Source organism: Rhodococcus sp. NPDC003322 (genome assembly GCF_053589555.1).
On the sequence record NZ_JBSFSC010000004.1, the window covers coordinates 329623 to 353371 of the forward strand.

The 23749-nt window shown below is 71.6% G+C and carries 24 protein-coding genes and 1 other RNA gene; 12 read left to right on the forward strand and 13 right to left on the reverse strand.

What is annotated here, in order from left to right; genetic code table 11:
• Positions 1-7 precede the first annotated feature (7 nt).
• From ACWDUM_RS17840 to ACWDUM_RS17855, 4 genes are all read right to left on the reverse strand, one after another.
• The gene (locus tag ACWDUM_RS17840; RefSeq protein WP_450134971.1) at positions 8-526 is read right to left on the reverse strand and encodes a DUF2231 domain-containing protein; all 519 of its coding nucleotides are present in this window, start codon (positions 524-526) and stop codon (positions 8-10) included.
• 44 nt (positions 527-570) lie between these two features.
• The gene (locus ACWDUM_RS17845; RefSeq protein ID WP_450134972.1) at positions 571-1836 is read right to left on the reverse strand and encodes a sensor histidine kinase; all 1266 of its coding nucleotides are present in this window, start codon (positions 1834-1836) and stop codon (positions 571-573) included.
• Positions 1833-2507, reverse strand: a complete 675-nt coding sequence (locus tag ACWDUM_RS17850) for a response regulator transcription factor (RefSeq protein ID WP_450134973.1) — start codon at positions 2505-2507, stop codon at positions 1833-1835. Before ACWDUM_RS17850 ends, ACWDUM_RS17845 begins: the two co-directional genes overlap by 4 nt.
• Before the next feature lie 542 nt (positions 2508-3049).
• Complete coding sequence (locus tag ACWDUM_RS17855) at positions 3050-3859, reverse strand: alpha/beta hydrolase (RefSeq protein WP_450134974.1); 810 nt, start codon at positions 3857-3859, stop codon at positions 3050-3052.
• A gap of 102 nt (positions 3860-3961) precedes the next feature.
• Here ACWDUM_RS17855 and ACWDUM_RS17860 point away from each other — a divergent pair, with 102 nt between their 5' ends.
• Positions 3962-4459, forward strand: coding sequence for an acyltransferase (locus tag ACWDUM_RS17860; RefSeq protein ID WP_450134975.1), 498 nt, complete (start codon positions 3962-3964; stop codon positions 4457-4459).
• A gap of 18 nt (positions 4460-4477) precedes the next feature.
• Here the strand turns inward: ACWDUM_RS17860 and ACWDUM_RS17865 are convergent, their stop codons facing one another.
• The gene (locus ACWDUM_RS17865; protein ID WP_450112799.1) at positions 4478-4855 is read right to left on the reverse strand and encodes a type II toxin-antitoxin system Phd/YefM family antitoxin; all 378 of its coding nucleotides are present in this window, start codon (positions 4853-4855) and stop codon (positions 4478-4480) included.
• A 138-nt stretch (positions 4856-4993) separates the two neighbouring features.
• On the opposite strand from ACWDUM_RS17865, the gene ACWDUM_RS17870 reads away from it, so the two are divergent.
• Positions 4994-5986, forward strand: a complete 993-nt coding sequence (locus ACWDUM_RS17870; RefSeq protein WP_450134976.1) for a cobalamin biosynthesis protein — start codon at positions 4994-4996, stop codon at positions 5984-5986.
• Here the strand turns inward: ACWDUM_RS17870 and ACWDUM_RS17875 are convergent.
• The 3 genes from ACWDUM_RS17875 to ACWDUM_RS17885 are packed head-to-tail and all read right to left on the reverse strand — an operon-like array spanning position 5912 to position 8049.
• Positions 5912-6877 (reverse strand): SURF1 family cytochrome oxidase biogenesis protein, encoded by a 966-nt coding sequence (locus ACWDUM_RS17875; protein WP_450134977.1) that lies wholly within the window; start codon positions 6875-6877, stop codon positions 5912-5914. The two genes, ACWDUM_RS17870 and ACWDUM_RS17875, sit on opposite strands and share 75 nt — an antisense overlap.
• A 52-nt stretch (positions 6878-6929) precedes the next feature.
• Positions 6930-7400, reverse strand: coding sequence for a low molecular weight protein-tyrosine-phosphatase (locus ACWDUM_RS17880; RefSeq protein ID WP_450112802.1), 471 nt, complete (start codon positions 7398-7400; stop codon positions 6930-6932).
• Complete coding sequence (locus tag ACWDUM_RS17885) at positions 7390-8049, reverse strand: HAD-IA family hydrolase (protein WP_450134978.1); 660 nt, start codon at positions 8047-8049, stop codon at positions 7390-7392. Before ACWDUM_RS17885 ends, ACWDUM_RS17880 begins: the two co-directional genes overlap by 11 nt.
• Before the next feature lie 56 nt (positions 8050-8105).
• On the opposite strand from ACWDUM_RS17885, the gene cobC reads away from it, so the two are divergent.
• The 5 genes from cobC (at position 8106) to ACWDUM_RS17910 (ending at position 13993) form a co-directional block, all read left to right on the forward strand.
• A complete protein-coding gene (gene cobC / locus ACWDUM_RS17890; RefSeq protein ID WP_450134979.1) occupies positions 8106-9143 on the forward strand; it encodes an Rv2231c family pyridoxal phosphate-dependent protein CobC in 1038 nt (345 codons plus the stop codon).
• Positions 9140-10267 carry a Nif3-like dinuclear metal center hexameric protein gene (locus tag ACWDUM_RS17895; RefSeq protein ID WP_450134980.1) on the forward strand — a complete coding sequence of 376 codons (1128 nt, stop codon included), beginning with the start codon at positions 9140-9142 and terminating at the stop codon, positions 10265-10267. Before cobC ends, ACWDUM_RS17895 begins: the two co-directional genes overlap by 4 nt.
• Positions 10268-10409: 142 nt before the next feature.
• On the forward strand, positions 10410-11147 hold the full coding sequence (locus ACWDUM_RS17900) for a zinc ribbon domain-containing protein (protein WP_450134981.1): 738 nt from the start codon (positions 10410-10412) through the stop codon (positions 11145-11147).
• Positions 11144-12277 (forward strand): bifunctional RNase H/acid phosphatase, encoded by a 1134-nt coding sequence (locus ACWDUM_RS17905; RefSeq protein WP_450134982.1) that lies wholly within the window; start codon positions 11144-11146, stop codon positions 12275-12277. The genes ACWDUM_RS17900 and ACWDUM_RS17905 overlap by 4 nt, the downstream gene beginning before the upstream one ends.
• Positions 12278-12595: 318 nt before the next feature.
• Positions 12596-13993, forward strand: coding sequence for a dicarboxylate/amino acid:cation symporter (locus ACWDUM_RS17910; protein ID WP_450134983.1), 1398 nt, complete (start codon positions 12596-12598; stop codon positions 13991-13993).
• 21 nt (positions 13994-14014) lie between these two features.
• Here ACWDUM_RS17910 and ACWDUM_RS17915 read toward each other — a convergent pair whose 3' ends face one another.
• Positions 14015-14539, reverse strand: a complete 525-nt coding sequence (locus ACWDUM_RS17915; protein ID WP_450134984.1) for a DUF1697 domain-containing protein — start codon at positions 14537-14539, stop codon at positions 14015-14017.
• Between the two features lie 37 nt (positions 14540-14576).
• On the opposite strand from ACWDUM_RS17915, the gene rnpB reads away from it, so the two are divergent.
• From rnpB to ACWDUM_RS17930, 3 genes are all read left to right on the forward strand, one after another.
• An RNA gene (gene rnpB / locus ACWDUM_RS17920) (RNase P RNA component class A) lies at positions 14577-15006 on the forward strand.
• 513 nt (positions 15007-15519) lie between these two features.
• Positions 15520-15702 (forward strand): hypothetical protein, encoded by a 183-nt coding sequence (locus ACWDUM_RS17925; protein ID WP_450112810.1) that lies wholly within the window; start codon positions 15520-15522, stop codon positions 15700-15702.
• Positions 15703-15794: 92 nt separating this feature from the next.
• On the forward strand, positions 15795-17195 hold the full coding sequence (locus tag ACWDUM_RS17930) for an RNB domain-containing ribonuclease (protein WP_450135205.1): 1401 nt from the start codon (positions 15795-15797) through the stop codon (positions 17193-17195).
• A gap of 10 nt (positions 17196-17205) precedes the next feature.
• On the opposite strand, the gene ACWDUM_RS17935 is transcribed toward ACWDUM_RS17930, so the two are convergent.
• From ACWDUM_RS17935 to panB, 4 genes are all read right to left on the reverse strand, one after another.
• A complete protein-coding gene (locus tag ACWDUM_RS17935) occupies positions 17206-18072 on the reverse strand; it encodes a CHAD domain-containing protein (RefSeq protein WP_450134985.1) in 867 nt (288 codons plus the stop codon).
• A gap of 51 nt (positions 18073-18123) precedes the next feature.
• Positions 18124-19083, reverse strand: coding sequence for a prolyl aminopeptidase (gene pip, locus ACWDUM_RS17940; RefSeq protein WP_450135206.1), 960 nt, complete (start codon positions 19081-19083; stop codon positions 18124-18126).
• Positions 19084-19139: 56 nt separating this feature from the next.
• Positions 19140-19580 carry a hypothetical protein gene (locus ACWDUM_RS17945; RefSeq protein ID WP_450134986.1) on the reverse strand — a complete coding sequence of 147 codons (441 nt, stop codon included), beginning with the start codon at positions 19578-19580 and terminating at the stop codon, positions 19140-19142.
• A gap of 149 nt (positions 19581-19729) precedes the next feature.
• Positions 19730-20605, reverse strand: coding sequence for a 3-methyl-2-oxobutanoate hydroxymethyltransferase (gene panB, locus ACWDUM_RS17950; RefSeq protein WP_450134987.1), 876 nt, complete (start codon positions 20603-20605; stop codon positions 19730-19732).
• 184 nt (positions 20606-20789) lie between these two features.
• On the opposite strand from panB, the gene ACWDUM_RS17955 reads away from it, so the two are divergent.
• Entirely contained in the window at positions 20790-22352 is a 1563-nt protein-coding gene (locus ACWDUM_RS17955; RefSeq protein ID WP_450134988.1) for an alpha/beta hydrolase, read from the forward strand.
• 52 nt (positions 22353-22404) lie between these two features.
• The gene (gene glnA / locus ACWDUM_RS17960; RefSeq protein WP_450112816.1) at positions 22405-23745 is read left to right on the forward strand and encodes a type I glutamate--ammonia ligase; all 1341 of its coding nucleotides are present in this window, start codon (positions 22405-22407) and stop codon (positions 23743-23745) included.
• The last annotated feature ends 4 nt before the right edge of the window (positions 23746-23749 follow it).

Here is a 23749-nt window from a genome sequence, read left to right on the forward strand (position 1 = left end):
CGACCGATCAGCGCGGCGCGGCGGCCGACTCGTTTGCCTGGTCGTGCCACACGGCGGTCGCGCCGCTGTCGCCGATCCGATAGACCTGGACCACCGATCCGACGGCCACGGCGATGCCCAGGACCGTCAGTGCGATTGCCACGATCTGGGATGCCCGCCCCTCCGACGATCCGGTGCGCGCGCTCCACCACTGCCGTACCCGCGGCCGATGTAGCGCCCACCATGCCGCCGCGACCGCGAAGACGCCGACCGACCAGACCAGGAGTTGGTCGCCGAGTTCGGCGTGGATCCGCACCAGCGGATCGCGGGGGACCCGGTGCTCGAGCCACTCGCCGGCGTGGGTGGTGAGCGGGACCAGCACCAGCGTCACGAACGCCACCACGGGGGTGACGGCCCCGAGACGCCGCCGGGCTGCCGGCCAACACAGTGAGAGGAGCAGGAGCAGGGCGGAAAGCGGGACCAGGACCACCACGAAGTGCACGAGCAGTGGATGGATCGGCAGGCCGTTGAACGTTGTGGGCCCCATGTTGTGACTCGCCTCCGTCGGATGTGTGTGTGACCGTCGCCAGACTAGGTCCGGATTCTTGGAGTCTGCTGGGAGTTCGCGGGCAGGACGAGGGTGAACGTGGAGCCCTGTCCCTCGACGGAATCCACGAGCACCTCACCGTCGTGTGCTTGCGCGACCTCGCGGACGAGTGCGAGGCCGATCCCGTGCGCGCGCCGACCGGAGGGCTGGTCGGGCCCGTGCGCGAATCTCGCGAACAGTCGGGGCAACTGCTGGGGCGAGACGCCGACACCGGTGTCGGTCACCGCGATACGGACGAGTCCGGCGCCGACCCCGATGCGGACGATCACCCGTCCACCCGGCCGGACGTGAGTGACGGCATTGTCCATCAGGCCGTGCACCGCGCGGCGGAGCGCCGGCCGCGAGCCGGACACGAAGGCCGGGTCGGCATCCGACTCGACGTCGATTGCGACTCCGAGGGATCGGGCGTGGGCCGTCATGCTTTCGCCGATCTGCTCGCACAGCACGGCCACGTCGACCGGCTCGCGGGCGGCCGGACCGGAGTCCAGCGAAGCCGAGAGCAGAAGATCCTCGACGAGTTCGGTCAACGCCCGGGTGTCGTCGACGATGCCGTCGAGCTGCTTCGAGAGCTCCGCCGGTTCGATCCGTTGCGCCCGCCTGGCGAGCAGTTGCGCCCGGGTGTGCAGGACGGTCAGCGGTGCCCGCAGTTCGTGCGAGGCATCCGCGACGAACCGGCGCTGCAGCGTCAACGCCTGCGCCAATGGTCGAATCGATCTGCGGGACAACAGGATCACGACCAGTGTCGAGGCTGCGATACCGGTGATCTCGGCGAGGAGCAGGGCCGACAGCAGGCGGTCCCGGCCGGCGTGGAACGGTTCGAGGTCCACGAGCGCGACTGCGCGTCCGCCGTGGATGTCGGCGACGAGCCCGCGATAGTCCCGGTCGCCGTCGCGGACGTCCACGAAACCGGGCGGACCGTCGAGGAGCTGCACGGCCCGGGACGGGGCGCCCGCGCTGACCGCTGTCGCCCCGTCCGGGCCGCGGAGCGCGAGTGCCGTTCCCGGTGGCGGATCGTCGACGTCCTCGGCGGTCTCGACGACGGACCGCAACTGCGACTCCACCTGTCTGGACTGGGCGCGGCCGTCGACCAGGAACGCGACGACGCCCACCACCATCAGGACGAGGGCGAGGGCGACCGCCGCTTGCAGCGACACGACGCGACCGGCGCGCCGCAGCAGCAGTTCGTCGCCGATCACCGCGGCCGGTCGGGTAGCGAGGGCGGGTCTGCGACGGAACGAACGGGTGGTCACCGGGAGCCGATCCGGTACCCGACGCCCCGGACGGTGCGCACCACGTCGCGCCCGAGCTTTCGGCGCAGGTAGTGCACGTACGTGTCGACGGTTCCCGGCGTGCCCGCCGCGCCGAACGCGGCGTCGAGAAGTTGTCCGCGGGTGAACACCTGGCCGGGCGACCGGGCGAGTACCGCCAACAGTGCGCACTCGCTCGCCGACAACTCGACCCTGCCGTCCTCGCCGACCACCGTCCGGCTCGCCGGCTCCAGTTGTCGCCCCGCGACCGGCAGCAGTTCGGCGGCGTCGAACCGGCGGCGGCGCAGCGCGCGCAGCCGGGCAAGCAGCTCCGGGATCTCGAACGGCTTGACGAGGTAGTCCTCGGCGCCGGCGTCGAGTCCTTCGACCCGGTCGAGGAGCATGCCCCGGGCGGTGAGCACGAGAACCGGGGTGCCGATGCCGTGTCGCCGGAGTGCGCGGAGCACCTCGATGCCGTCACGTCCGGGCAGGCCGCGGTCGAGAACCACGACGTCGTAGCGGCGGGTGAGGCCCAGGTGCAGCCCGGTCGGGCCGTCCCCTGCGGTCTCCACGCGGTACCCCTCGTCGGTGAGCAGTTCGACGAGTAGGTCGGTCAGGTGGGTGTCGTCCTCGACGAGCAGGACGGCTGGGAGCTCGGGGACAGGTGCGGGCACGGTTCGAGGGTGCCACCGCCCGGCTCGCACGTCCGGTGGGATGGCCGGTCCCGGTCCACGTCCGGGACCCGTCCCGGTCCGCCCCCCCGGCACCGGGAGGACATCCGACGATGCGCTGGAGGACCTGGACAGCGGCCGAATCGCCTGGAGATCCCGGGGACGCTGTCTCGGTGATCGTCCGCAGGGACTGCCACCGGGCGGCCCGACAATCGTGCCGGACGTCACAGTGAGAGTTCACCTTCTCTTCACCGGTGCCGCGACGGATCTCACTACCGTGGTCAGGGACCGAGGCGTCCGGTCGACGGCATCTCGGTCCGCGAAACTGCGTGAGCTCGAAGAACACTCCGTCCGCCTGCCCAGGGAGGTGTACTCATGGAACTCCTCGCAGCCCTGACCCTCGTCGCCGCTCCGATTGTGGTGCTCGCCGTCTACCTCACCTTGAGTGCGGTGTTCCTGCTCGAACTTCGCAAGCGTGAGCGTCACGAGGACGAACCGCCCGCGGACCGTCCGAAACCCGCGCCGCCCGCTCGGAGCCCGCGCCCTCAGCCGTGTCGTGTCCCGAGATCGTGGCGATCGAGGAAGTCCAGCGCCAGGTCCGCGACCTCGCGCCACCCGTTGTCGGCGGTGAGGGAGTGCCCCCGGTCGGGCAGCACCGAGTACTCGGTGGCACCGGTGTTGCGACGCTGAATGTTGTACTGCGACCGGACCAGTGACTCGGGAACGGTCCGGTCCGCACCGCCCGCGACCAGCAGCAGCGGGCCGCGGGCAGTGCGGGTGTCGATCTTGGTGGGGCCGCCCGCGATGTTCGCCAGCGCCGCCTGGAACAGCGGCCGCGCCGGACCCGGGATGGTGTAGGTCTCGAACAGGTGGTCCGACTCCTCCCGCGGCACCGCGCTGGCGTACCCGCGGTGATACGTCTCCGGCGTGTGCGACCACGTCTTCTTCCGCAGGCCCGGTCGGCTCAGGATCGGCAGGACGGTCTGCACCTGCGTGCGCGGCAGCCGCAGCACCCCCTTGAACTGGGCCGGTGCGATCGCGACCGCGCCGCGCACCAGGCCGTCGCCGAGCAGCTTCTGCGCGATCAGCCCGCCGAACGAGTGCCCCACCACGATCGGCTGTGTCGGCATCGCCTCGACGACGGTCCGATAGTGCCGGGCGACCTCCCCGATCCCGACCCCGTTCAGCTCGTCGGGGTTCTCCCTGGTGGCCGCCACGGTGTCGCCGTCGCCGGGCCAGCCGGGGGTGATCGGTACGTACCCACGGGCGGCGAACAGGTCGCGCCACGGCTGCCAGCTGCTCGAGTGCATCCACGGACCGTGCACGAACACGACGGGAATCGGGTCGGGTTCCATCACGATCTCCTCAGGGGTCTCGGCAATCTGTGCTCCGGCGGGGGATGTCTCGGCAGGACGCTGCGGCGTCAAGCGTAGAGCGCGCGCGGCTATCGTGACGCGATGCGCCTGATCACGATCATCCAGTCCTCCCCGTTCGTGCCGGTGTGGCTGCGGATCCTGTTGCTGCTCGCCGCGGGTGCGCGGGTCTGGGGCGCGGGCATCTATGCGGGATGCCACTTCGGCGGCAAGGACATTCGCATGGGGGTGGGGACCTTCGTCAACCGCGGGGTGCTGTTCGACGGGACCGCGCCGATCACGCTCGGCCGGCAGGTGGCTGTCGGGCACGGTGCCAAGTTCATCACCAGTAGCCACGAGATCGGTCCGGAGGGCGGGCGCGGGGGCCGGGTGTTCCACCGGCCGATCACCATCGGCGACGGCAGCTGGATCGGCGCGGGCGCGATCGTGCTGCCCGGGGTGACGGTCGGTCCCGGTTGCATCGTCGGGGCGGGTGCCGTCGTCACCCGCGACTGCGAACCCAACGGCCTCTACGCGGGCAACCCGGCGCGGCGGGTGCGGGACCTGCCGGTCGGCGTCCCGCGATCCGGCGCGCAGGTGTGACGGGAGCGCGATTCGGGGTCACCGGGTCTTCTTCTTCCGCTTCTTTCGCTTCTTCCGCGCCTGGGCCCGGGACCCTCGCTTGCGCTTCTCGGCCGAATGCGTGGCCGCATCGCCGCTCTCGGTGACCTGCTCTTCGGGGGCAGGCGCGAGCGAGCGGGCCATCTCCCTCCGCAGGCTCTCCATCAGCTCCGGTGAGCGGAGCAGGAAGTTCGCCTCCTGCAGCGCGGTGTACCGCGCAAGCGAGATGAGTACGGCGCTGTTGCTCTTGCCGGCGATCTCCACCGCGACCGTGTTCTCGTTGACGTCCCGGATGAGCGATGCCAACCGTTTGCGCGCGGACTTCACCGTCGCCACCACCGCCGTCGACTCCATTCGCCGCTGAACTGACTCCGGCATCCTTCCACCACCGAGCGGTGAATCGGACACGGACACGACAATCTCGTCGAACCGGTGTGGGATCGGGGAGGGACGAAGCGTCGGGGCGTGCGACGGGCACCACCGGCCCGGGAGACCACGATTGGTACAACTACCGGTGTGACTCGACCCAGGATCTCTGCCCGCGCGACCGGCATCGTCCTGGGCGCTCTCGCCGACCGAGCCTTCGCCGATCCGGTGCGCCGGCATCCGGTCGCCGGCTTCGGGACGGCCGCGGCGGCCCTCGAGCGGTTCACCCACCGCGACTCGCGTGCGGCCGGGGCGCTGCACACCGGACTCCTCGTCGGTGCCGTCGTCGGTGGCTCGGTGCTCGGGTCTCGCGCGGCGCGCCGGCTCGGCTGGGCGGGGGAGACGGCCGCGGTCGCGGCGGCGACCTGGACCGCGCTCGGCGGCACGTCGCTGACCCGCGTCGGGAACCGGATGGCCGACCGGCTCGCGGCCGACGACCTCGCCGGGGCACGCCAGCTGGTGCCGTCGCTGTGCGCCCGGGACCCGCAGTCCCTCGACGCCGACGGCATCGCCCGCGCCACCGTCGAATCGCTCGCCGAGAACACCTCCGACGCGACCGTCGCCCCGCTCGTGTGGGCGGCGGTCGCCGGGGTGCCGGGGGCGCTCGGGTACCGGGCGATCAACACCCTCGACGCGATGATCGGCTACCGGTCGCCGCGGTACCTGCACTTCGGCTGGGCGGCGGCCCGCCTCGACGACGTGGTGAACCTGGTGCCCGCCCGGGTGACCGGACTACTCGCGGTCGCCGCCGCCCCGGTCGTCGGGGGCTCACCGCGGTCGGCGGCGCGCGCGTGGCACCGGGATGCGGCCGCTCACCCGAGCCCGAACGCCGGGGTCGCGGAGGCGTCGATGGCCGGAGCGCTGGGCGTGCGGCTCGGCGGCCGCACCGAATACCCGTACGGCGTCGAGGAACGGCCGACCCTCGGTGACGGCCCGGCCCCGCGAGTCACCGACATCGCGCGGGTCGCGCGGCTGTCGACGGCGGTGCAGGCCGGTGCGGCCCTCGGGTCAGCGGCGCTTGCCGTAGCGGTCGGCGAGCTTCGCCTCCGTCGCCGTCATCGTCTCGGGCTCGGCCGGCGCTGAGCGGCCGAACCGGCGCCGCGGGAGGACGATGTCGTCGTCGTGCTCCGCGGTGTCGGCGGTGGCGACGGTGACCGCGACCGTCCGGGCCGGGTCCTCGGCGGGGGCGGGGACCTCGTCGGCCGGAGCCGCGGGCTCGACGACCGTGCGTTCGCGTTCGCGTCGCCGTTCCCGCAGTTCGGCGCGCACGAAGTAGGCCAACCCGAGCGGCGCCATGACGCCGAACGCGAGCCACTGCAGCCCGTACGACAGGTACGGCCCGGCGTCGAGTTGCGGCAGCGGGATCGGGGTCAGCGACCCGGGCTGGTCGGATGCGAGCTGGAACCAGCCCTCCAGGAGCGGCAGACCGACGGCAGCGCCGACCTGCCCGGCGTCGACGTAGTAGACCTGGATGACGCCGTTCTCGGTGAGGGGCTCCTTGCCTGCGATGGTGCCCTCCGACGCGCGGGCACGGGCGGTGACCGTCACCTCTCCGGCCGGGGGCGGGTCGATCGGCGGTGCGAGCGTGCCCTGCACGGGGCGGACGTAGCCGCGGTTGACCAGGATCACCGGGCCGCTGGACAACCGCATCGGCGTGAGCACCTCGTAGGCGGGGTCACCCTCGATGGACCGCAGCCGCACGAGCGCCTCGTGGTCGGGGAGATATGTGCCGGTCGCGGTGACCTGTCGCCACTCGTCGTCCGCCGGGATCGGGCCCGAGGTGGGCAGGATCGACTCGACCGGAACGGGGTCGGCGTCGATCGACTCCTCGATCAGCGTGTTGCGGTGCGAGGTGTTGGTGTTCTTGCCGAGCTGCCACGGCGCCAGCACCGTGAAGCACATGTAGGCGAATCCGGCGACGACGACAGCCAACGCGACCCAGCCCGGACGCAGCAGAAACTTCAGCCTTCCCACGACACCACGGTACTGGGCGGGGATGGAGACCCCGAAATGTGCGTGTGCGGGATCACAGCCGTTCCCGCACCCAGTCCAGCAGTCCCGGAATCGCGGCCTCGATCTGCTCACGCACCAACTCGAAGTCGTCGAGGTCGCCGTAGTACGGGTCCGGCACCGAGTCGCCGTCGGCGTCCGGGTCGAAACTGCGCAGCAACCTGCGCCGGTCGGTCGGTACGCCCAGGTGCGCGAGCGCCCGCTCGTGGCCGCGGTCGAGAGCGACCACGAGGTCCGCGCCCAGGTGATCGCGTCCGACCTGCGCGGCGCGGTGCCCGGTCGGATACCCGTGCGTCGCGAGCACCTCGGTGGTCCGGTGGTCGGCGTCGTCGCCGACGTGCCAGTCGCCGGTCCCTGCGCTCGACACCCGCACCGCGTCGGCGAGCCCGGCATCGATCAGGTACCCGAGCAGGATCTTCTCCGCCATCGGGGAGCGGCAGATGTTCCCGGTGCACACGAAGGTGACGTGGAGTCGTTCAGCTCGCATGGAGGATCGCCCCCAGATCGGCGACGGTCGCCGCGGACCACGCGGCGTCCGCGGCCTCCGAGTCCGCCCCGTATCCCCAGTGCACGAACACCGTCGGGATGCCCCAGTGCGCGGCGCCGTGCACGTCGTGGACACGGTCGCCGACCATCACCACCCCGGCGGTGCCTCCGGCGACCGGTGCGACGCCGAGTCCGCGCAGCGCGTGCTCGATGACATCCGCCTTCGCCCGCCGGGTGCCGTCCGCGGACGCGCCCGCGATCACCTCGAAATGGTCGGAGAGACCGAAGTGGTCGAGGATGCGGACCGCGAACCGCTCCGACTTCGACGTCGCCACCGCCAGCCGGGTGTCGGTCCGCGACAACGCGGAGAGCAGGTCCGCGATCCCGTCGAACACCTCGTTCTCCGCCCACCCGACGCTGTCGTAGCGGTCGAAGTAGGCGGCCAGCGCCCGGTCCGCGGTCGCGTCGTCGAGACCGACCGTGCGCAAGGTGTCCGCCATCGGCGGGCCGAGGATCAGCCGGGCCAGGTCGCCGTCCGGTTCCGGCGCGCCGACCGACGCCAACGCGTGCCGGAATCCGGACACGATGCCGGGCGCGGAATCGGTGAGGGTGCCGTCGAGGTCGAACAGGGTGATCGCGGGGGAACTCACTCGTCCATCCTGCCTGCCTCGATCGGCGAGCACCGGACCGCCATAGACTGCCGGTCGTGGACACCCCAGCTTCCGGCGGCATCGACCTGCGCCACCACGGCGACGTCGATGCGGTGCCCGGGCTGTCGGACTTCGCCGTCAACGTCCGCGGGGACGGCCCCCCGGGCTGGCTCGGGGCCCGCCTCGCCGCGGCGCTGCCGACCCTCGGGCGGTATCCGTCGGCCGACGCGGACCACGCCGCCCGCGCGCAGGTCGCCGCCCGGCACGGCCGGCACCCGGACGAGGTGCTACTGCTGTCCGGCGGCGCGGAGGGGTTCGCGATGCTGCCGCGCCTCGGGTCGCGGCTGGCGGCGCTGATCCACCCGTCGTTCACCGAACCCGAGTGGGCGCTGCGGGAGGCCGGGGTCCCGGTGCACCAGGTGGTGCTGCCGCCGCCGTATCGGCTCCGCGCCGCCGCGGTTCCGGACGACGCGGACCTCGTGGTGCTCGGCAACCCGACCAATCCGACGTCGGTGCTGCACCCGGCGGACGAGGTGCTGGCGCTGCGTCGCCCCGGTCGAATCCTGGTGGTGGACGAGGCGTTCGGGGACGCGGTGCCGGGCGAGCCGGAGTCGCTGGCCGGCCGGTCGTTGCCCGACGTACTGGTGCTGCGGTCACTGACGAAGACCTTCGCGCTCGCCGGGCTGCGCTGCGGCTACGTGCTCGGTCCGCCGGAGTTGCTGGCGCGGCTGCAGGTCGGTCGGGCGCACTGGCCGTTGGGCAGCCTGCAGCTCGAGGCGATCCGGGCATGCAGCGAACCGGAGGCGGTCGCGTGGTCGGAATGTGAGGCGCGGCTGATCGAGGACGAACGCGCCGCGATGGTCGAGATGCTCGGCGCCGCCGGGGTGGACGTGGTCGGGCCGGCGCGGGCCCCGTTCCTGCTGCTCCGGGTTCCCGACGCCGACCTGGTTCGGAAGAAACTGCAGGAGAAGGGGATCGCGGTCCGGCGTTGCGACACCTTCCCCGGATTGGATCCGGACCACATCCGTGTCGCCGTCCGCGCCGCCGCGCCGGCGCACGCCCTGGTGACCGCACTGACGGAGGTTCTGGCATGAGTGTTGTCCTGGCCGAGGTGATCTCGGCGCTCGAGGAGGCGTACCCGCCCGCGCTCGCGGCGAGCTGGGACTCCGTCGGGCTGGTGTGCGGTGACCCCGCCGACCGGGTGAGCCGGGTGATGGTCGCCGTCGACGCGACCGTGGCCGTCGTCGACGAGGCCCTCGCCTGGGGTGCGCAGCTGCTGCTCGTGCACCACCCGCTGCTGCTGCGCGGAGTCGACACCGTCGGCGCGCACACCCCGAAAGGCGCTCTGCTGCACCGGCTGATCCGCGGCGGGTGCGCGCTGTACACCGCGCACACCAACGCCGACTCCGCCGACCCGGGGGTGTCCGACGCGCTCGCGCACGCGCTCGGGCTGACCGTGACCGGCCCGTTGGACCCGGCGCCGTCCGAGCCGCTCGACAAATGGGTGGTGATGGTGCCCGGCACCGACACCGCCGTCGTGCGCGAGGCGCTGTTCGCGGCGGGAGCGGGGCAGGTCGGCGACTACAGCTGCTGCAGCTGGACCGTCACCGGCACCGGCCAGTTCCTGCCCGGCGCCGACGCCAACCCTGCGCTCGGGACCGTCGGACGCGTCGAACGGGTCGCCGAGGACCGGGTGGAGGTCGTCGCGCGGCGGGCGCTGCGGTCGCGGGTGCTTGCCGCGTTGCGGTCGGCGCACCCGTACGAGGAGCCGGCGTTCGACGTCCTCGAACTCGCCGACACCGGCTCCGCGCTCGGCATCGGCCGGGTCGGGGAGCTCCCTGAACCCGAGTCGCTGCGGGAGTTCGCTGCGCGTGTGCGCCGCGCGCTGCCGGAGACGGCCTGGGGTGTCCGTGCCGCCGGCGACCCGGACACGGTCGTGCGCACCGTCGCGGTGTGCGGCGGCTCCGGCGACTCCTACCTGGGGGCGGCCCGGGCCCGCGGTGTCGACGCCTACGTGACGGCGGACCTGCGGCACCATCCCGCCGACGAACACCTGCGCGGCGGGGGACCGGTCCTCGTCGACGTCGCGCACTGGGCCAGCGAGCAGCCCTGGTGCGCGCAGGCCCGCGATCTCCTCGAGGCCCGCTTCGGCGGCGGCGACGGCTGGGCCGCCACCGTCTCCACCGTCCGCACCGACCCCTGGACCCTCGGCGGCTGACCCCGCCGCAGACCGGGTGAAGGGCACCTGCGTTCGGGTGAACCGGACAGAGGTGCCCTTCACCCGTTCGGGGAGGGGCTCTGCGGGCGGTACGGTATGCGATACCCACCACCGCCGAACACCAAGCAGGAGCGAAGCCCGCGTGAACGTCGAACCCCGGATCCAGGCCAAGCTGCTCGACCTCGCCGCGGTCGACACCGAGCTGACCCGGATCGCGCACCGCAGGCGCACCCTTCCCGAACAGGAGGAGGTGCAGCGCCTCGAAGCCGACCGGGTGGGACGCAAGGACGCCGCGGTCGCCGTGCAGATCGTGCTCGACGACCTGGACCGCGACATCGCCAAGCTCGAGGGCGAGGTCGAGGCGGTCCGCAAGCGTGAGGACCGGGACCGGCAGCTGCTCCAGAGCGGCACCGTCGGCGCCAAGCAGCTCACCGAACTCGAGCACGAGCTCGCCAGCCTCACCCGCAGGCAGGAGGCCCTCGAGGAGGACCTGCTCGAGGTGATGGAGCGGCGTGAGGCCACCCAGGCCGACTACGAGCACGCCGGCGGCCAGGTCGACCAGATCGACGACGCCCTCGTCGACGCCGGCCGCCGCCGCGACGACGCGCTCGCCGACCTCGACGCCGCGCAGCAGCGCTGCGAGGCGGACCGGGCCGCGCTCGTCGGCGAATTCCCCGAGGACCTGCTCGCCCTGTACGAGCGTCAGCGCTCCGGCGGCGGGGCGGGGGCGGCGTTGCTGCAGGCTCGCCGCTGCGGGGCATGCCGCATCGAGATCGACCGCGGAGAGGTCGCCCGGATCGCGGCCACCGCTCCCGACGTCGTCGTCCGGTGCCCCGAGTGCAGCGCAATCATGGTGCGCACCAAGGAATCCGGTCTGTGACTGCGCCGGATGCTCGTTCCGCGGGCTCCACTCGTGTCATCGTCGAAGCCGACGGGGGATCGCGGGGCAACCCGGGCCCGGCCGGCTACGGCGCCGTCGTCTTCGACGCCGGCCGCGAGCGGGTGCTCGCCGAACGCAACGAGGACATCGGCATCGCGACGAACAACGTCGCCGAGTACAACGGCCTGATCGCCGGGCTGACCGCCGCGGCCGATCTCGGTGCGGACGTCGTCGACGTGCGGATGGACTCCAAGCTCGTCGTCGAACAGATGTCGGGCCGCTGGAAGGTCAAGCATCCGGACATGATTCCGCTCGCGCGGCGCGCAGGGGAGCTGGCCGCGGGGTTCGACGTCGTCACCTACACCTGGATCCCGCGTGCCCAGAACTCGCACGCGGACCGGCTCGCGAACGAGGCGATGGACGGCGCCGCCGGTGTGCCCGCCGACGTCCCCGAGGTGGCGCCGGTGCCCGCGGCGACCGAGAAGACGCCGACCGCTCCCGGCTGGACCGGCGCGGTCGGCAAACCGACTCGCCTGCTGCTGTTGCGGCACGGACAGACCGAGCTGTCGGTGGAGCGGCGGTACTCCGGTCGCGGCAACCCGGAGCTGACCGACGTCGGGCGGGCGCAGGCGGCGGCCGCCGCGACGCGCCTCGGGTCCCGCGGCGGGATCGAGGCGGTGGTGTCGTCGCCGCTCGGCCGGGCCCGGCAGACCGCGCAGGCGGCCGCGGATGCGCTCGGTCTCGAGGTCGTGGTTCACGAGGGTCTGACCGAGACCGACTTCGGCGCGTGGGAGGGTCTGACGTTCCGGGAGGCGAGCGAGCGCGATCCCGACCTGCACCGCCGCTGGCTCGGCGACACGTCGGTGCGTCCGCCGGGCGGGGAGAGCTTCGACGAGGTCCGCGTCCGCGTCGACGCCGTCCGCGACGACCTGACCCGCGAGCATCCCGGCCGGAACGTGCTGGTCGTCTCGCACGTGACGCCGATCAAGACGCTGCTGCAGCTCGCCCTGGACGCCGGACCGGCGCTGCTGTACCGGCTGCACCTGGACCTCGCGTCGCTCTCGATCGCCGAGTTCTACCCCGACGGCGGCGCCTCCGTCCGCCTCGTCAACGACACCTCGCACCTGTAGGCGGCTGCGTCCCCCGCAAGCGGGAGGTGTCCCCAGCCTGTGCGCCTTTCGGGTGGCTCCGGTCACCGGAAAGGCGCACGGGCGCGAAGCGCATTCTTTAGCGGGGGTAACATGTCGCGGGTGACCCCGCTGCTGACCTGCCGACGCTTCGTCGACAACTGTCTGCAGTCGAGCGCCGTCTGTACCCGCTGACCCCGGTCGACGCACACGTCCCGGGACGGCCGCCCGTTCGCCGCGGCCGTCGGATTCCACTCCAATGTCAGCCTCCCTCGCGCACACCTGTGATTCGTGCTGCGCGCCCGCAGAAAGGTCCGTCGAATGTCGGCCCCCTCCAGCGCCCCGACCGGGCGCCGCCTACCCGCGTGGGCAACCTCCTTCGGTACCCAGATCGTGATCGGTCTGGTCGCCGGAGTCCTGATCGGCCTGCTCGCCCGCTCGATGCCCAAAGCGGACGACGGTAACCCGAACTGGCTGGTCGGCACGATCACCACCATCGGGTCCAGCTACGTCGCGCTGCTCACCGTCGCGGTGATCCCGCTCGTGTTCACCGCGATCGTCAGCTCCATCGCGAACCTGCGACAGGTCGCCAACGCCGCGCGCCTGGCCGTGCAGACCCTGCTGTGGTTCGCGATCACCGCGCTGATCGCCGTCGTCATCGGCATCGTCGTCGGCCTGATCGTCCAGCCCGGTGCCACCACCACCGTGGACGCGGCCGCCGCCGCAGCACCGAAGTCGTCCGGGTCGTGGTGGGCGTTCCTCACCGGCCTCGTCCCGCAGAACTTCCTCGCCCTCGGCGCCAAGACCACCGTCACCGACGGCGTCGCGAGCACGTCGCTGAGCTTCAACGTGCTGCAGCTGCTGGTGATCGCGATCGCGATCGGTGTCGCAGCGCTGAAGGTGGGGGAGAAGGCGCAGCCGTTCCTCGACTTCAACGCGGCGCTGCTGGCGATCGTGCAGAAGGTGCTGTGGTGGATCATCCGCCTGGCCCCGATCGGCACCGCCGCGCTGATCGCGAAGGCCGTCGCCACCTACGGCTGGGACGCACTGGGCCAGCTCGGCTGGTTCACCGCCGCCGTCTACCTGGGCCTGGCCCTGGTGTTCTTCGTGGTCTACCCGGTGCTGATCCGGGTGCACGGGCTGTCGGTGCGCCGGTTCTTCTCCGGGGTGTGGCCTGCCACCCAGCTCGGGTTCGTGTCCCGTTCCTCGATCGGCACCCTGCCTCTGACCGAGCGGGTCACCGAACGCAACCTCGGGGTGCCCCGTGAATACGCGTCGTTCGCGGTGCCGCTCGGCGCGACCACCAAGATGGACGGCTGCGCCGCGATCTACCCGGCGATCGCCGCGATCTTCGTCGCCCAGTTCTACGGTCTCGACCTGACCCTGACGGACTACCTGCTGATCGTCGTCGTCGCGGTGATCGGCTCCGCGGCCACCGCCGGGACCACCGGGGCCACGGTGATGCTCACCCTGACCCTCTCGACGCTCGGGCTGCCGCTCGCCGGTGTCGGCCTGCTGCTGGCGGTCGAACCGATCGTCGACATGGGCCGCACCGCTCTCAACGTCACCGGGCAGGCTCTGGTCCCGACGATCGTCGCGAAGCGCGAGGGCATCCTCGACGAGGAGTTGTACAACGCCGAGCGGAACGGCGACCCGTTCGCGGACGAGGACGCCGCATCCGCGACACCGTCGAGCGACCGGGAACCCGTTCACGCCTGACCGGTGGAGCCGCGAGCGCACCTACAGCAGTTTGCGGAGGGTGCGCAGGTTTCGGTTCGTGGTGGTGGACTTGTACCTCGCCCTGCCGGTGAGCTTGCCGAACGGGCTCGTCAGCGTCTGGCCGCGCTCGACATGCCAGTACAGCACCCCGTCGCCGAGCTGCAGGGCCTCGTCCCCGAGGTCGAGGGTGTCGGCGGCGGCGACCAGGTCGTCGAGCACCGCCGGGTCGGACGAGAGCAGCACGTACGGATGCCAGCCCTCGCGGTCGGCATCGAACGGGAAGCGCTCGACGATCCTCGCCAGGGTCGGCTGATCCACCAGCACGATCCAGGCCTCGTAGCCGAACCGGTCGCGCAATGCCGCCTCGATGTCGGACTTGATGCCCGCAGCGTCGGTGCGGTCGGAGTCGAACAGGACGTTGCCCGATGCCAGCACCGTCTTCACCTTCGCGAACCCGGCGCCGGAGATCGTGTCCGACAGGTCGGCCATCTTGATGTTGATCCCGCCGACGTTCACACCCCGCAACAGGGCCACGTACCGTGTCATGCCCAGACCCTAGTGCCGGGTAGTCTGTACGGGCGGACGAGTTGGTCGGGCGGCCGCGGCGAAGGGAACCGTACGCAGCCAGCGTGCAGGCCCGGCGCCGAGGAAAGTCCGGACTCCACAGAGCAGGGCGGTTGCTAACGGCAACCCGGGGTGACCCGCGGGACAGTGCCACAGAAAACAGACCGCCGGCCCATGGCCTTTCGAGGCCATGGCGTCGGTGAGGGTGAAACGGTGCGGTAAGAGCGCACCAGCACCCCGGGTGACCGGGGTGGCTAGGTAAACCCCGCCCGGAGCAAGGTCGAAGGCCGCACCTTCACAGGTGCGGCTGCGCAGGTGTTCGAGGGCTGCTCGCCCGAGCCTGCGGGTGGACCGCTCGAGGTACCCGGCAACGGTGTGCCCAGATGGATGGTCGCCGCCCGGCGTTTCGGCGCCGGGAACAGGATCCGGCTTACAGGCCAACTCGTCCGCCCACACCGGTCCGTCGGCGCGAACGCCCCGACGCACCGATGCCGCCCATGTCGAAGGGCGGAGGATTCCGCCGGTGTCGAACGGCCCGGATTCCGGCCGTGTCGAATGGCGGAGATTCCGGCCGTGCCGAAAACGCGAAAATGCCCCCGTCCGTGGACGAGGGCACTGTCGACGCGGGAAATCTAGACCGGGTTGATCACGAGAAGGGTCGCCCAGTGCTTCGCTTCCTTCTCGCCCAGGTGCGGAAGCAGTGCGTCGAAGAGCAGGTAGGACATCGGCTCCATGGTTGGGGGGTTCTCCGTTCGGGGTCGTTGCAGCGCAGCTGATCCAGGACAGATCAAAAGGCCACGATCCGCCGAGGGAAGTCGACGATCCGTGGCCCGCTACGGCGTAAGAATCTCATGCTTGTCACTTCCGCTCAAGGCTTGTCCCGGATTTGTTGCGGCCGGGACTCGAATTCACACGCGCGTCACCTGATGGCCGGACGACGGGAGATGGCGCACACTGGACCGATGAGCGACGACGAGCAGTGGTACTACTGCGTTTCCGACGGTTCGGTGCGACAGGGCAAGGACGCGCGCGGGCTCGATCGGATGGGACCGTATCCGGACCGGGCGACCGCGGAACGGGCGCTGGAGATCGCGGCCGAACGGAACAAGGCCGCGGACAAGGCCGATCACGACTGGGATGACTGACGGCCGAACCGCCGGCTGAACGGTGGTGTCTCGCGCGGACCGTTGCCTGTCGAAGGCGTATCGGCACGGGGCACTAGGCTCGGTTCGTGACCATGCGAATCTCCGCCCGCGGCATCGACTTCGAAGCGGTCAGGGAAGCCTTCTCCCTGCCGGGTGACTTCCCCACCGCAGCGTCCGCCGAGGCCGAGTCGGCGCGGGACCGGTTCGCCTCCGACCGGGTCGACCGCACCGACCTGCCGCTGGTCACGATCGACCCGCCGGGGTCGATGGATCTCGACCAGGCACTGCATCTGGAGCGGACCGCGGCCGGGTTCGTCCTGCACTACGCGATCGCGGACGTCGCCGCGGTGGTCGAGCCGAACGGTCACCTCGACCACGAGACCCGGCGCCGCGGGCAGACCTACTACCTTCCCGACGGTTCGTTGCCGCTGCACCCGCGGGTGCTGTCGGAGGACGCTGCGAGCCTGCTTCCCGACCGGGTGCGGCCGGCGGCGCTGTGGCGCATCGAACTCGACGATCGCGCGGAGCCGGTGACGTTCGGGGTGAGCCGGGCGTTGGTCCGGTCGGTGGCACGTTTCGACTATGCGGGGGTACAGGCGGATTCGGCTACCGGGTCGCTGCATCCCTCGATCGCGGCGCTGCCGGAATTCGGCAAGCTGCGGCTGGCGTCAGCGGTGGACCGCGGGGCGATCGAGCTGAAGCTTCCGGAGCAGACGGTGGTGTCCGACGGCGACGGCGGCTGGCGGCTGGACATCGAGCCGCGCACCGAGGTCGACGACTGGAACGCCGAGGCGTCCTTGCTGACCGGGATGTGCGCGGCGCGACTGATGCTGGACGCGGGGGTCGGGCTGCTGCGGACGCTGCCGCCCGCCCCGGCCGACGCGGTGGTCGCGTTGCGCCGCTCGGCGCGGGCACTCGGAGTGGGCTGGCCGGCGGCGATGCCGGTCGGCGAGATGCTCGCCGGTCTGGAGGCGAACGCACCCGACACGCTGGCGATGATGAGCGACGCGACGGCTCTGCTGCGCGGCGCCGACTACGCGGCGTTCGACGGCGAGGTCCCGGAGCTGACGGTGCACGCCGGAATCGGTGCCCCGTACGCGCACGTCACCGCCCCGCTGCGGCGCCTCTCGGACCGGTTCAGTACCGAGATCTGCCTCGCGGTCACCGCGGGAGACGAAGTGCCGCAGTGGGTTCGGCAGGTGCTGCCCCTGCTGCCGGAGTTGATGCGCGGATCGGACCAACTGGCGGGCAGGGTGGAACGCGCCTGTCTGGACCTGACGGAGGCCAACGTGCTCGCCGGCCGCGAGGGGGAGCGGTTCGACGCGGTCGTGCTGCGGGGCGCCGACGGCAAACGGGACGCCGAGGTGTTCGTCGAGGATCCTGCGGTGATCGCCCGGTGCGCAGGCAATCCCCCGGAGGGTGAGCGGGTGTCGGTGCGGCTGGATCAGGCGGACACCGAGGAGCGGACGGTCCGCTTCGCGTACGACGCCTGAGCGTCCGCACTCACAGGTCCCGGCGGCGATCCTTGATCGCAGCCACTTCCGCCCGCGCGCCCTGCGCCGACCGGTCGGCGCGCGCCGTCTCCTCGGCGGCGACCACCCCGTAGGTGAAGGTGTCCTCGCCCGCCGCCCGGGCGCGGTCCGCGGCCGCAACCACCTCGGCCCGCGCGACCACCGCGTCCTGGTGTTCGCCGAGCACCGTCTGCAGTCGTTCCGCCGCCACCGCAATGCGTTCGGCCCGGGGGCGGGACGCGGTGATCGCCTCGGCCGCGTAGCGCAGGGCCTTCGCTCGTTTGCGGGTGGTGTGCAGGGCATCCGGCGGGCCCGGCGCCTCGTCCCGATCGCGCAGTCCGGCCTTCCGTCCCGCCTTCATGACCCGTCCGTGAGCCCGGCGCAGCTCGGCGTGTGGGCGACCGGCGCTCGCGGGGTCGGCGCACAGGGCGTCCAGGGCCGCGACGAGGTCGCGGTGTCGCGGTCCGGCCAGTGCCGCCACGGCGTCGGCGTGGGCGGCGGCATACCCCGCGCGGTGCGCGTCGACCAGCCGGTACCGCACCGGGCCGCGCAGCACGTCCGGCGGCAGCGCGTCGAGGACCGTCGCGAAGTGGTCGGCAACCACCTCGGCGTCGCGTGCGCGGCCGAGTACCGATCCGAGCCACCGCAATTCGTCCCGCACCGGGTCGGCGGCGTCCGCCGGGAAGATCGACCCGTACGTTCTGATCACACTCCGCAGTCGCCGCGCCGCGACCCGCATCCGGTGCACGGCGTCCGGCTCGTCCGCCCGCACCGCGTCGGTCAGCCCGGTGAGCCGGTCCCGCTGCTCACGGACGTACTCCAGCACCGCCGCGCGGTCCGCTTGCCTGTGCTTGCCCACAGCACAGGTCTACCGCACCCGCGCGGGCGCCGCATGCCCCCGCGGTGCGTGTCACCGGTTCCGGAACGAGTCCGTCGCCTCGACCAGGTGATGGGTGATGCCGGGTTCGCCGGCGGCATGGCCGGCGTCGTCGACGATGTGCAGTTGCGCGGACGGCCAGGCCCGGTGCAGCGCCCACGCCGTCGTCACCGGGCACACCACGTCGTAGCGGCCCTGCACGATCACCGCCGGGATGTGGGTGATCGCGTCCACGCTATCGAGCAGCTGGTTCTCGGCGAGGAATCCGTCGTTGACGAAGTAGTGGTTCTCGATCCGCGCGAACGCCAACGCGAACCGCTCCTCCGAATTCCGCTCCACGTGATCGGTTTTCGGCACCAACTCGCTGGTCGCGCCCTCCCAGGTCGACCACGCGACCGCGGCGGCCGCCGCGACGTCCGGGTCCGGGTCGTGCAGCAGCCGGTGATACGCCTGCACCAGGTCGCCGTCGCGTTCGGCTTCCGGTACCGGGGCGAGGAACTCCTCCCACCGGTCCGGATAGATCGCGCTCGCGCCGCCGTTGTAGTACCAGTCGATCTCGCTGCGGCGCAGCAGGAAGATACCGCGCAGCACCAGCTCGGTGACCCGGTCCGGGTGGGCCTGCGCGTACGCCAGTGCCAGCGTCGACCCCCACGAGCCGCCGAACACCTGCCAGCTTTCGACCCCGAGGTGCTCGCGCAGCTTCTCGATGTCGGCGATCAGGTGGGCCGTGGTGTTGACCGACAGGTCGGCGCCGTCCGCGACATGCGGGGTGGACCCACCGCACCCGCGCTGGTCGAACAGCACGATGCGGTAGGCGGCCGGGTCGAAGAACCGCCGATGGTCGGGGGTGGTGCCGCCGCCGGGGCCGCCGTGCAGGAACACCACCGGCTTACCGTCCGGGTTGCCGCTCTGCTCCCAGCGGATGCGCTGCCCGTCCCCGACGTCGAGCATCCCGGTCAGGTGCGGTTCGATCGGCGGGTACGGACCGCGCATCGCCCGGGCGGCACCGCCACCGCGCATCGCCCGGGCGGCACCGCCACCGTGCTCCATCAGAAGCCGATCAGGCCGGAGGCGAGGTCGGGGATCTCGAGCGCGGACATCGCGCCCTCCCGCACGTCCGGGCACTGCGCGGAGGTGATCACGTCGACTCGGGCCTTGTGTGCGACCAGGTCGATCATGTTGATGCCGTTCTGCGCTGCCCAGGTGCCCACGACGGTGTTCAGGCCGCCCTTGCCGATCGTCGGGGTGTAGGTGCGCCAGTTCTGCAGCTGGGCGGCCATGTCCGAGCACAGCTTCTCGGCCTGCGTGGTCGTGACCCCGCCGGAATCACCCGGGATCACCGTGCCCGGCGCTGCGGCGCCGCCGGTGCCCGGAGCCGGAGCGGCGGAGGTCGGGCCGGGGGCCGGTGTCGTCTCGGTCGCGCACCCCGCGGTCAGGCCGAGGACGGCGGCGGCACCGGCGACGGCGAAAGCGTAACGGCGGAAGGACATGTGGTGACCCCAGTCTGTCGAAGAGGAACCCGTCGAGCAGTCAACGGACGCGGACGGCGCCCGGTTCCCCGGGCGGCGGCCACACCGTAGTGTGCCACCGCCCGGAGAGCCCGGGACCGGGCCGCGCCGACCGGGGGAGTCCGTGTCGGTCAGAAGCTGTGTTCGGCGGCGGGGAACGTGCCCACCCGCACCTCGTCGGCGTACGCGGCGGCCGCGCCGCGCAGCGTCTCACCGACCGTGGCGAACTTCTTCACGAACTTCGCGGTCTTGCCGCTGGTGTAGCCGGCCATGTCCTGCCAGACCAGCACCTGGGCGTCACATTCGACGCCGGCACCGATGCCGACCGTGGGGATGGTCAGCTTGCGGGTGACCTGCCCGGCGAGCTCGGCGGGCACCATCTCCATCACCACGGAGAACGCGCCCGCCTCCTGGACCGCGATCGCGTCGGCGACGAGCTGTTCGGCACCGTCGCCGCGGCCCTGCACCCGGAACCCGCCGAGGCTGTTCACGGACTGCGGGGTGAAGCCGATGTGCGCCTGGACCGGGATGCCGGCGGAGGTCAGTGCCGCGATCTGCGGGGCCACGCGCTCGCCACCCTCGAGCTTCACGGCGTGCGCCTGTCCCTCCTTCATGAAGCGGAAGGCGGTCTCGAGCGCCTGCTGCGGCGACGCCTCGTAGCTGCCGAACGGCAGGTCGGCGATCACCAGGGCGTGCGGGGCGCCGCGGACCACGCCGCGGACCAGGGGGAGCATCTCGTCGACGGTGACCGGGACCGTGGTGTCGTAGCCGTAGACGACGTTTGCGGCGGAATCGCCGACCAGCAGAACCGGGATGCCGGCCTCGTCGAAGATTCGGGCCGTGGAGTAGTCGTAGGCGGTCAGTTCCGCCCAGCGCTGTCCCTCGGCCTTCATCGCCTGCAGGTGGTGGGTGCGGATCTTGGTGCGCTTGGCCGGCTGGGCCGGTGCGCCGCCGTACACGGGAGCGTTCTCGGACGCAGAGTTCGCGGACGCAGGATTCTCGGACATCAGTGTCCCTTTCGTGCCTCGAGGCCCAGTGCGGGTCCCCGGGTTGTGGGTGATGACAAGCACAGTCTGCCATCGTCGGACCCCGCCGCGACCGTGCGGTTCGTCACACCGCCGTTCGGCAGGTCCTGGACCCGCCGAACGGCGAGGAACTGGGCGTTCGCTGGTGCGTGGCACCATCGAGGCCATGCGTATGAGGACTCCCGCGGCGCTGGTCGCGGGTATTGCGGTGGCCGCACTCGTCGCCGGCTGCGCCGGGGGCGGGACCGAGACCGGGACGCCGACTCCTGTCGAGTCGGCGGCTCCGACGTCGGGCGCGGGCGTGGTCCCGGTCGGGCTCGAGCGGTTCTACACCCAGGACGTGCACTGGGAGTCCTGTGCCGACTACGAGACGGACGGTCCGCTCGCGAGCGGCCTCGAGTGCGCCCGCGTCACGGTGCCGGTGGACTACGACAACCCGACCGGCGACACCGCGCAGGTCGCGATCTCGCGTAGCGCCGCGACCGGGGACCGGATCGGCTCGCTGCTGGTCAACCCGGGCGGGCCCGGGGCGTCGGGACTGTCGATGGCGACCGCAGCGGACGGCACCGACCTCGCCGAGCGGTTCGACGTGATCGGGTTCGACCCGCGCGGGATCGGGGCGTCCACCCCGCAGATCCGCTGCCTGACCGACGCCGAGTTCGACGCCGACCGCGCCGATCCGCGGGTGGACATGAGTCCCGAGGGGATTGCGCACTCCGAGGCGGTGAACGCCGACTACGCCGCCAAGTGCGCGCAGCGCACCGGAACCGAGTTCCTCGCCCACGTCGGTACCCGTGAGGTGGTCCGCGACATGGACGTCATCCGGTCGGTGCTCGGCGACGAACAGTTGAACTTCCTGGGCTACTCGTACGGCACCCGGTTGGGTTCGACCTACGCGGAGACCTTCCCCGGCAACGTGCGGGCGATGGTGCTCGACGGTGCGGTCGACCCGCAGCAGGATCCGGTCGAGGAAACGGTGTTGCAGGCGGCCGGGTTCCAGCGGGCGTTCGAGGACTTCGCCGCCGACTGCGCGACGAAGGCGAACTGCCCGCTCGGCTCGGACCCGGGACAGGCGGTGCCGCGGTTCCGGGCGTTGGTGGACCCGCTGATCACCCGGCCGGCCGAGACTACGGACCCGCGCGGGCTGGGGTATCAGGACGCGATCACCGGTGTGCAGCAGGCGCTGTACTCGCCGCAGTTGTGGGGTGCGCTGCGCAGCGGCCTGTCCGCGCTGGAACAGGGGCGCGGGGACTCGCTGCTGCTGCTCGCCGATCAGTATCAGGGCCGCGGTGACGGTGGCAGCTACAGCAACATCAACGACGCGTTCAACGCGGTCCGCTGCGTCGACGATCCCGCGGTGACCGACCGCGCGGTGGCTGCGGCCGGTGACGACGCCTACCGGCGGGCGGCGCCGTTCCTCGACGACGGTCGCGGCACCGGGAACGCCCCCCTCGACGCGTGTGCCTTCTGGCCGGTGCCGTCGACCTCCACGCCGCACGCCGTCGACGCGGCGGGACTGCCGCAGGTCGTGGTCGTGTCCACCACGGAGGACCCGGCGACGCCCTACCAGGCGGGCGTGGACCTGGCCAAGCAGCTCGGCGCGGCGCTGATCACCTACCGCGGCACCCAGCACACGGTGGCGTTGAACGGGGTCTCCTGCGTGGACGATCCGGTGGTCGCGTACCTGATCGACCTGGCCGCTCCCGGCGCCGACCTCACGTGTTCGTAACCACTCCTGCGATGTAACACAGATTTAACGCGCGATGCCTACTCTCGCGTGCATGGATCGCCAAAAGGAATTCGTGCTCCGCACTCTCGAAGAGCGCGACATTCGTTTCGTCCGACTGTGGTTCACCGACGTGCTCGGCTACCTCAAGTCCGTGGCGATCGCCCCGGCCGAGCTCGAGGGTGCCTTCAGTGAGGGCATCGGCTTCGACGGTTCGGCCATCGAGGGCTTCTCCCGCGTCTCGGAGGCCGACACCGTCGCCAAGCCGGACCCGTCGACGTTCCAGGTGCTGCCGTGGGAGCACAAGGACGGGCGGCAGCACTCGGCCCGGATGTTCTGCGACATCGCGATGCCGGACGGGACGCCCTCGTGGGCGGATCCGCGGCACGTGCTGCGCAGGCAGCTGAGCAAGGCCGGCGACCTCGGGTTCAGCTGCTACGTCCACCCGGAGATCGAGTTCTTCCTGCTCGAGAACGGTCCGATGGACGGCACCCGGCCCGTCCCCGCCGACAGCGGCGGCTACTTCGACCAGGCCGTGCACGACTCGGCGCCGAACTTCCGCAGGCACGCCATCGACGCGCTCGAGCAGATGGGCATCTCCGTCGAGTTCAGCCACCACGAGACCGCGCCGGGTCAGCAGGAGATCGACCTGCGCTACGCGGACGCGCTGTCGATGGCGGACAACGTGATGACCTTCCGCTACGTCGTCAAGGAGGTCGCGCGGAACGAGGGCGTGCGCGCCAGCTTCATGCCGAAGCCGTTCGCCGAGCACGCGGGCTCCGCGATGCACACGCACATGAGCCTGTTCGAGGGCGAGAACAACGCCTTCCACAACCCCGACGACCCGAACCAGCTGTCGGAGACCGGCAAGGCGTTCATCGCCGGCATTCTCGAGCACGCCAACGAGATCAGCGCCGTCACCAACCAGTGGGTGAACTCCTACAAGCGGCTCGTGCACGGCGGCGAGGCGCCGACCGCCGCGTCGTGGGGGCCGTCGAACCGGTCCGCGCTGGTGCGGGTGCCGATGTACACGCCGAACAAGGCGTCGTCGCGGCGTGTCGAGATCCGCAGCCCCGACTCCGCCTGCAACCCGTACCTGACGTTCGCGGTGCTGCTCGCGGCCGGTCTGCGCGGCATCGAGAAGGGCTACGAGCTGCCGCCGGAGGCCGAGGACGACGTGTGGTCGCTGACCGCGGCCGAGCGCCGTGCGATGGGCTACAAGGAACTGCCCGGCAGCCTCGGGGAAGCGCTCGCGGAGATGGAGCGTTCGGAACTCGTCGCGGAGACACTGGGCGAGCACGTGTTCGACTTCTTCCTGCGCAACAAGCGGCGGGAATGGGAGGACTACCGCAGCCAGGTGACGCCGTTCGAGCTGCAGAGCTACCTGGGGCTGTAATCCG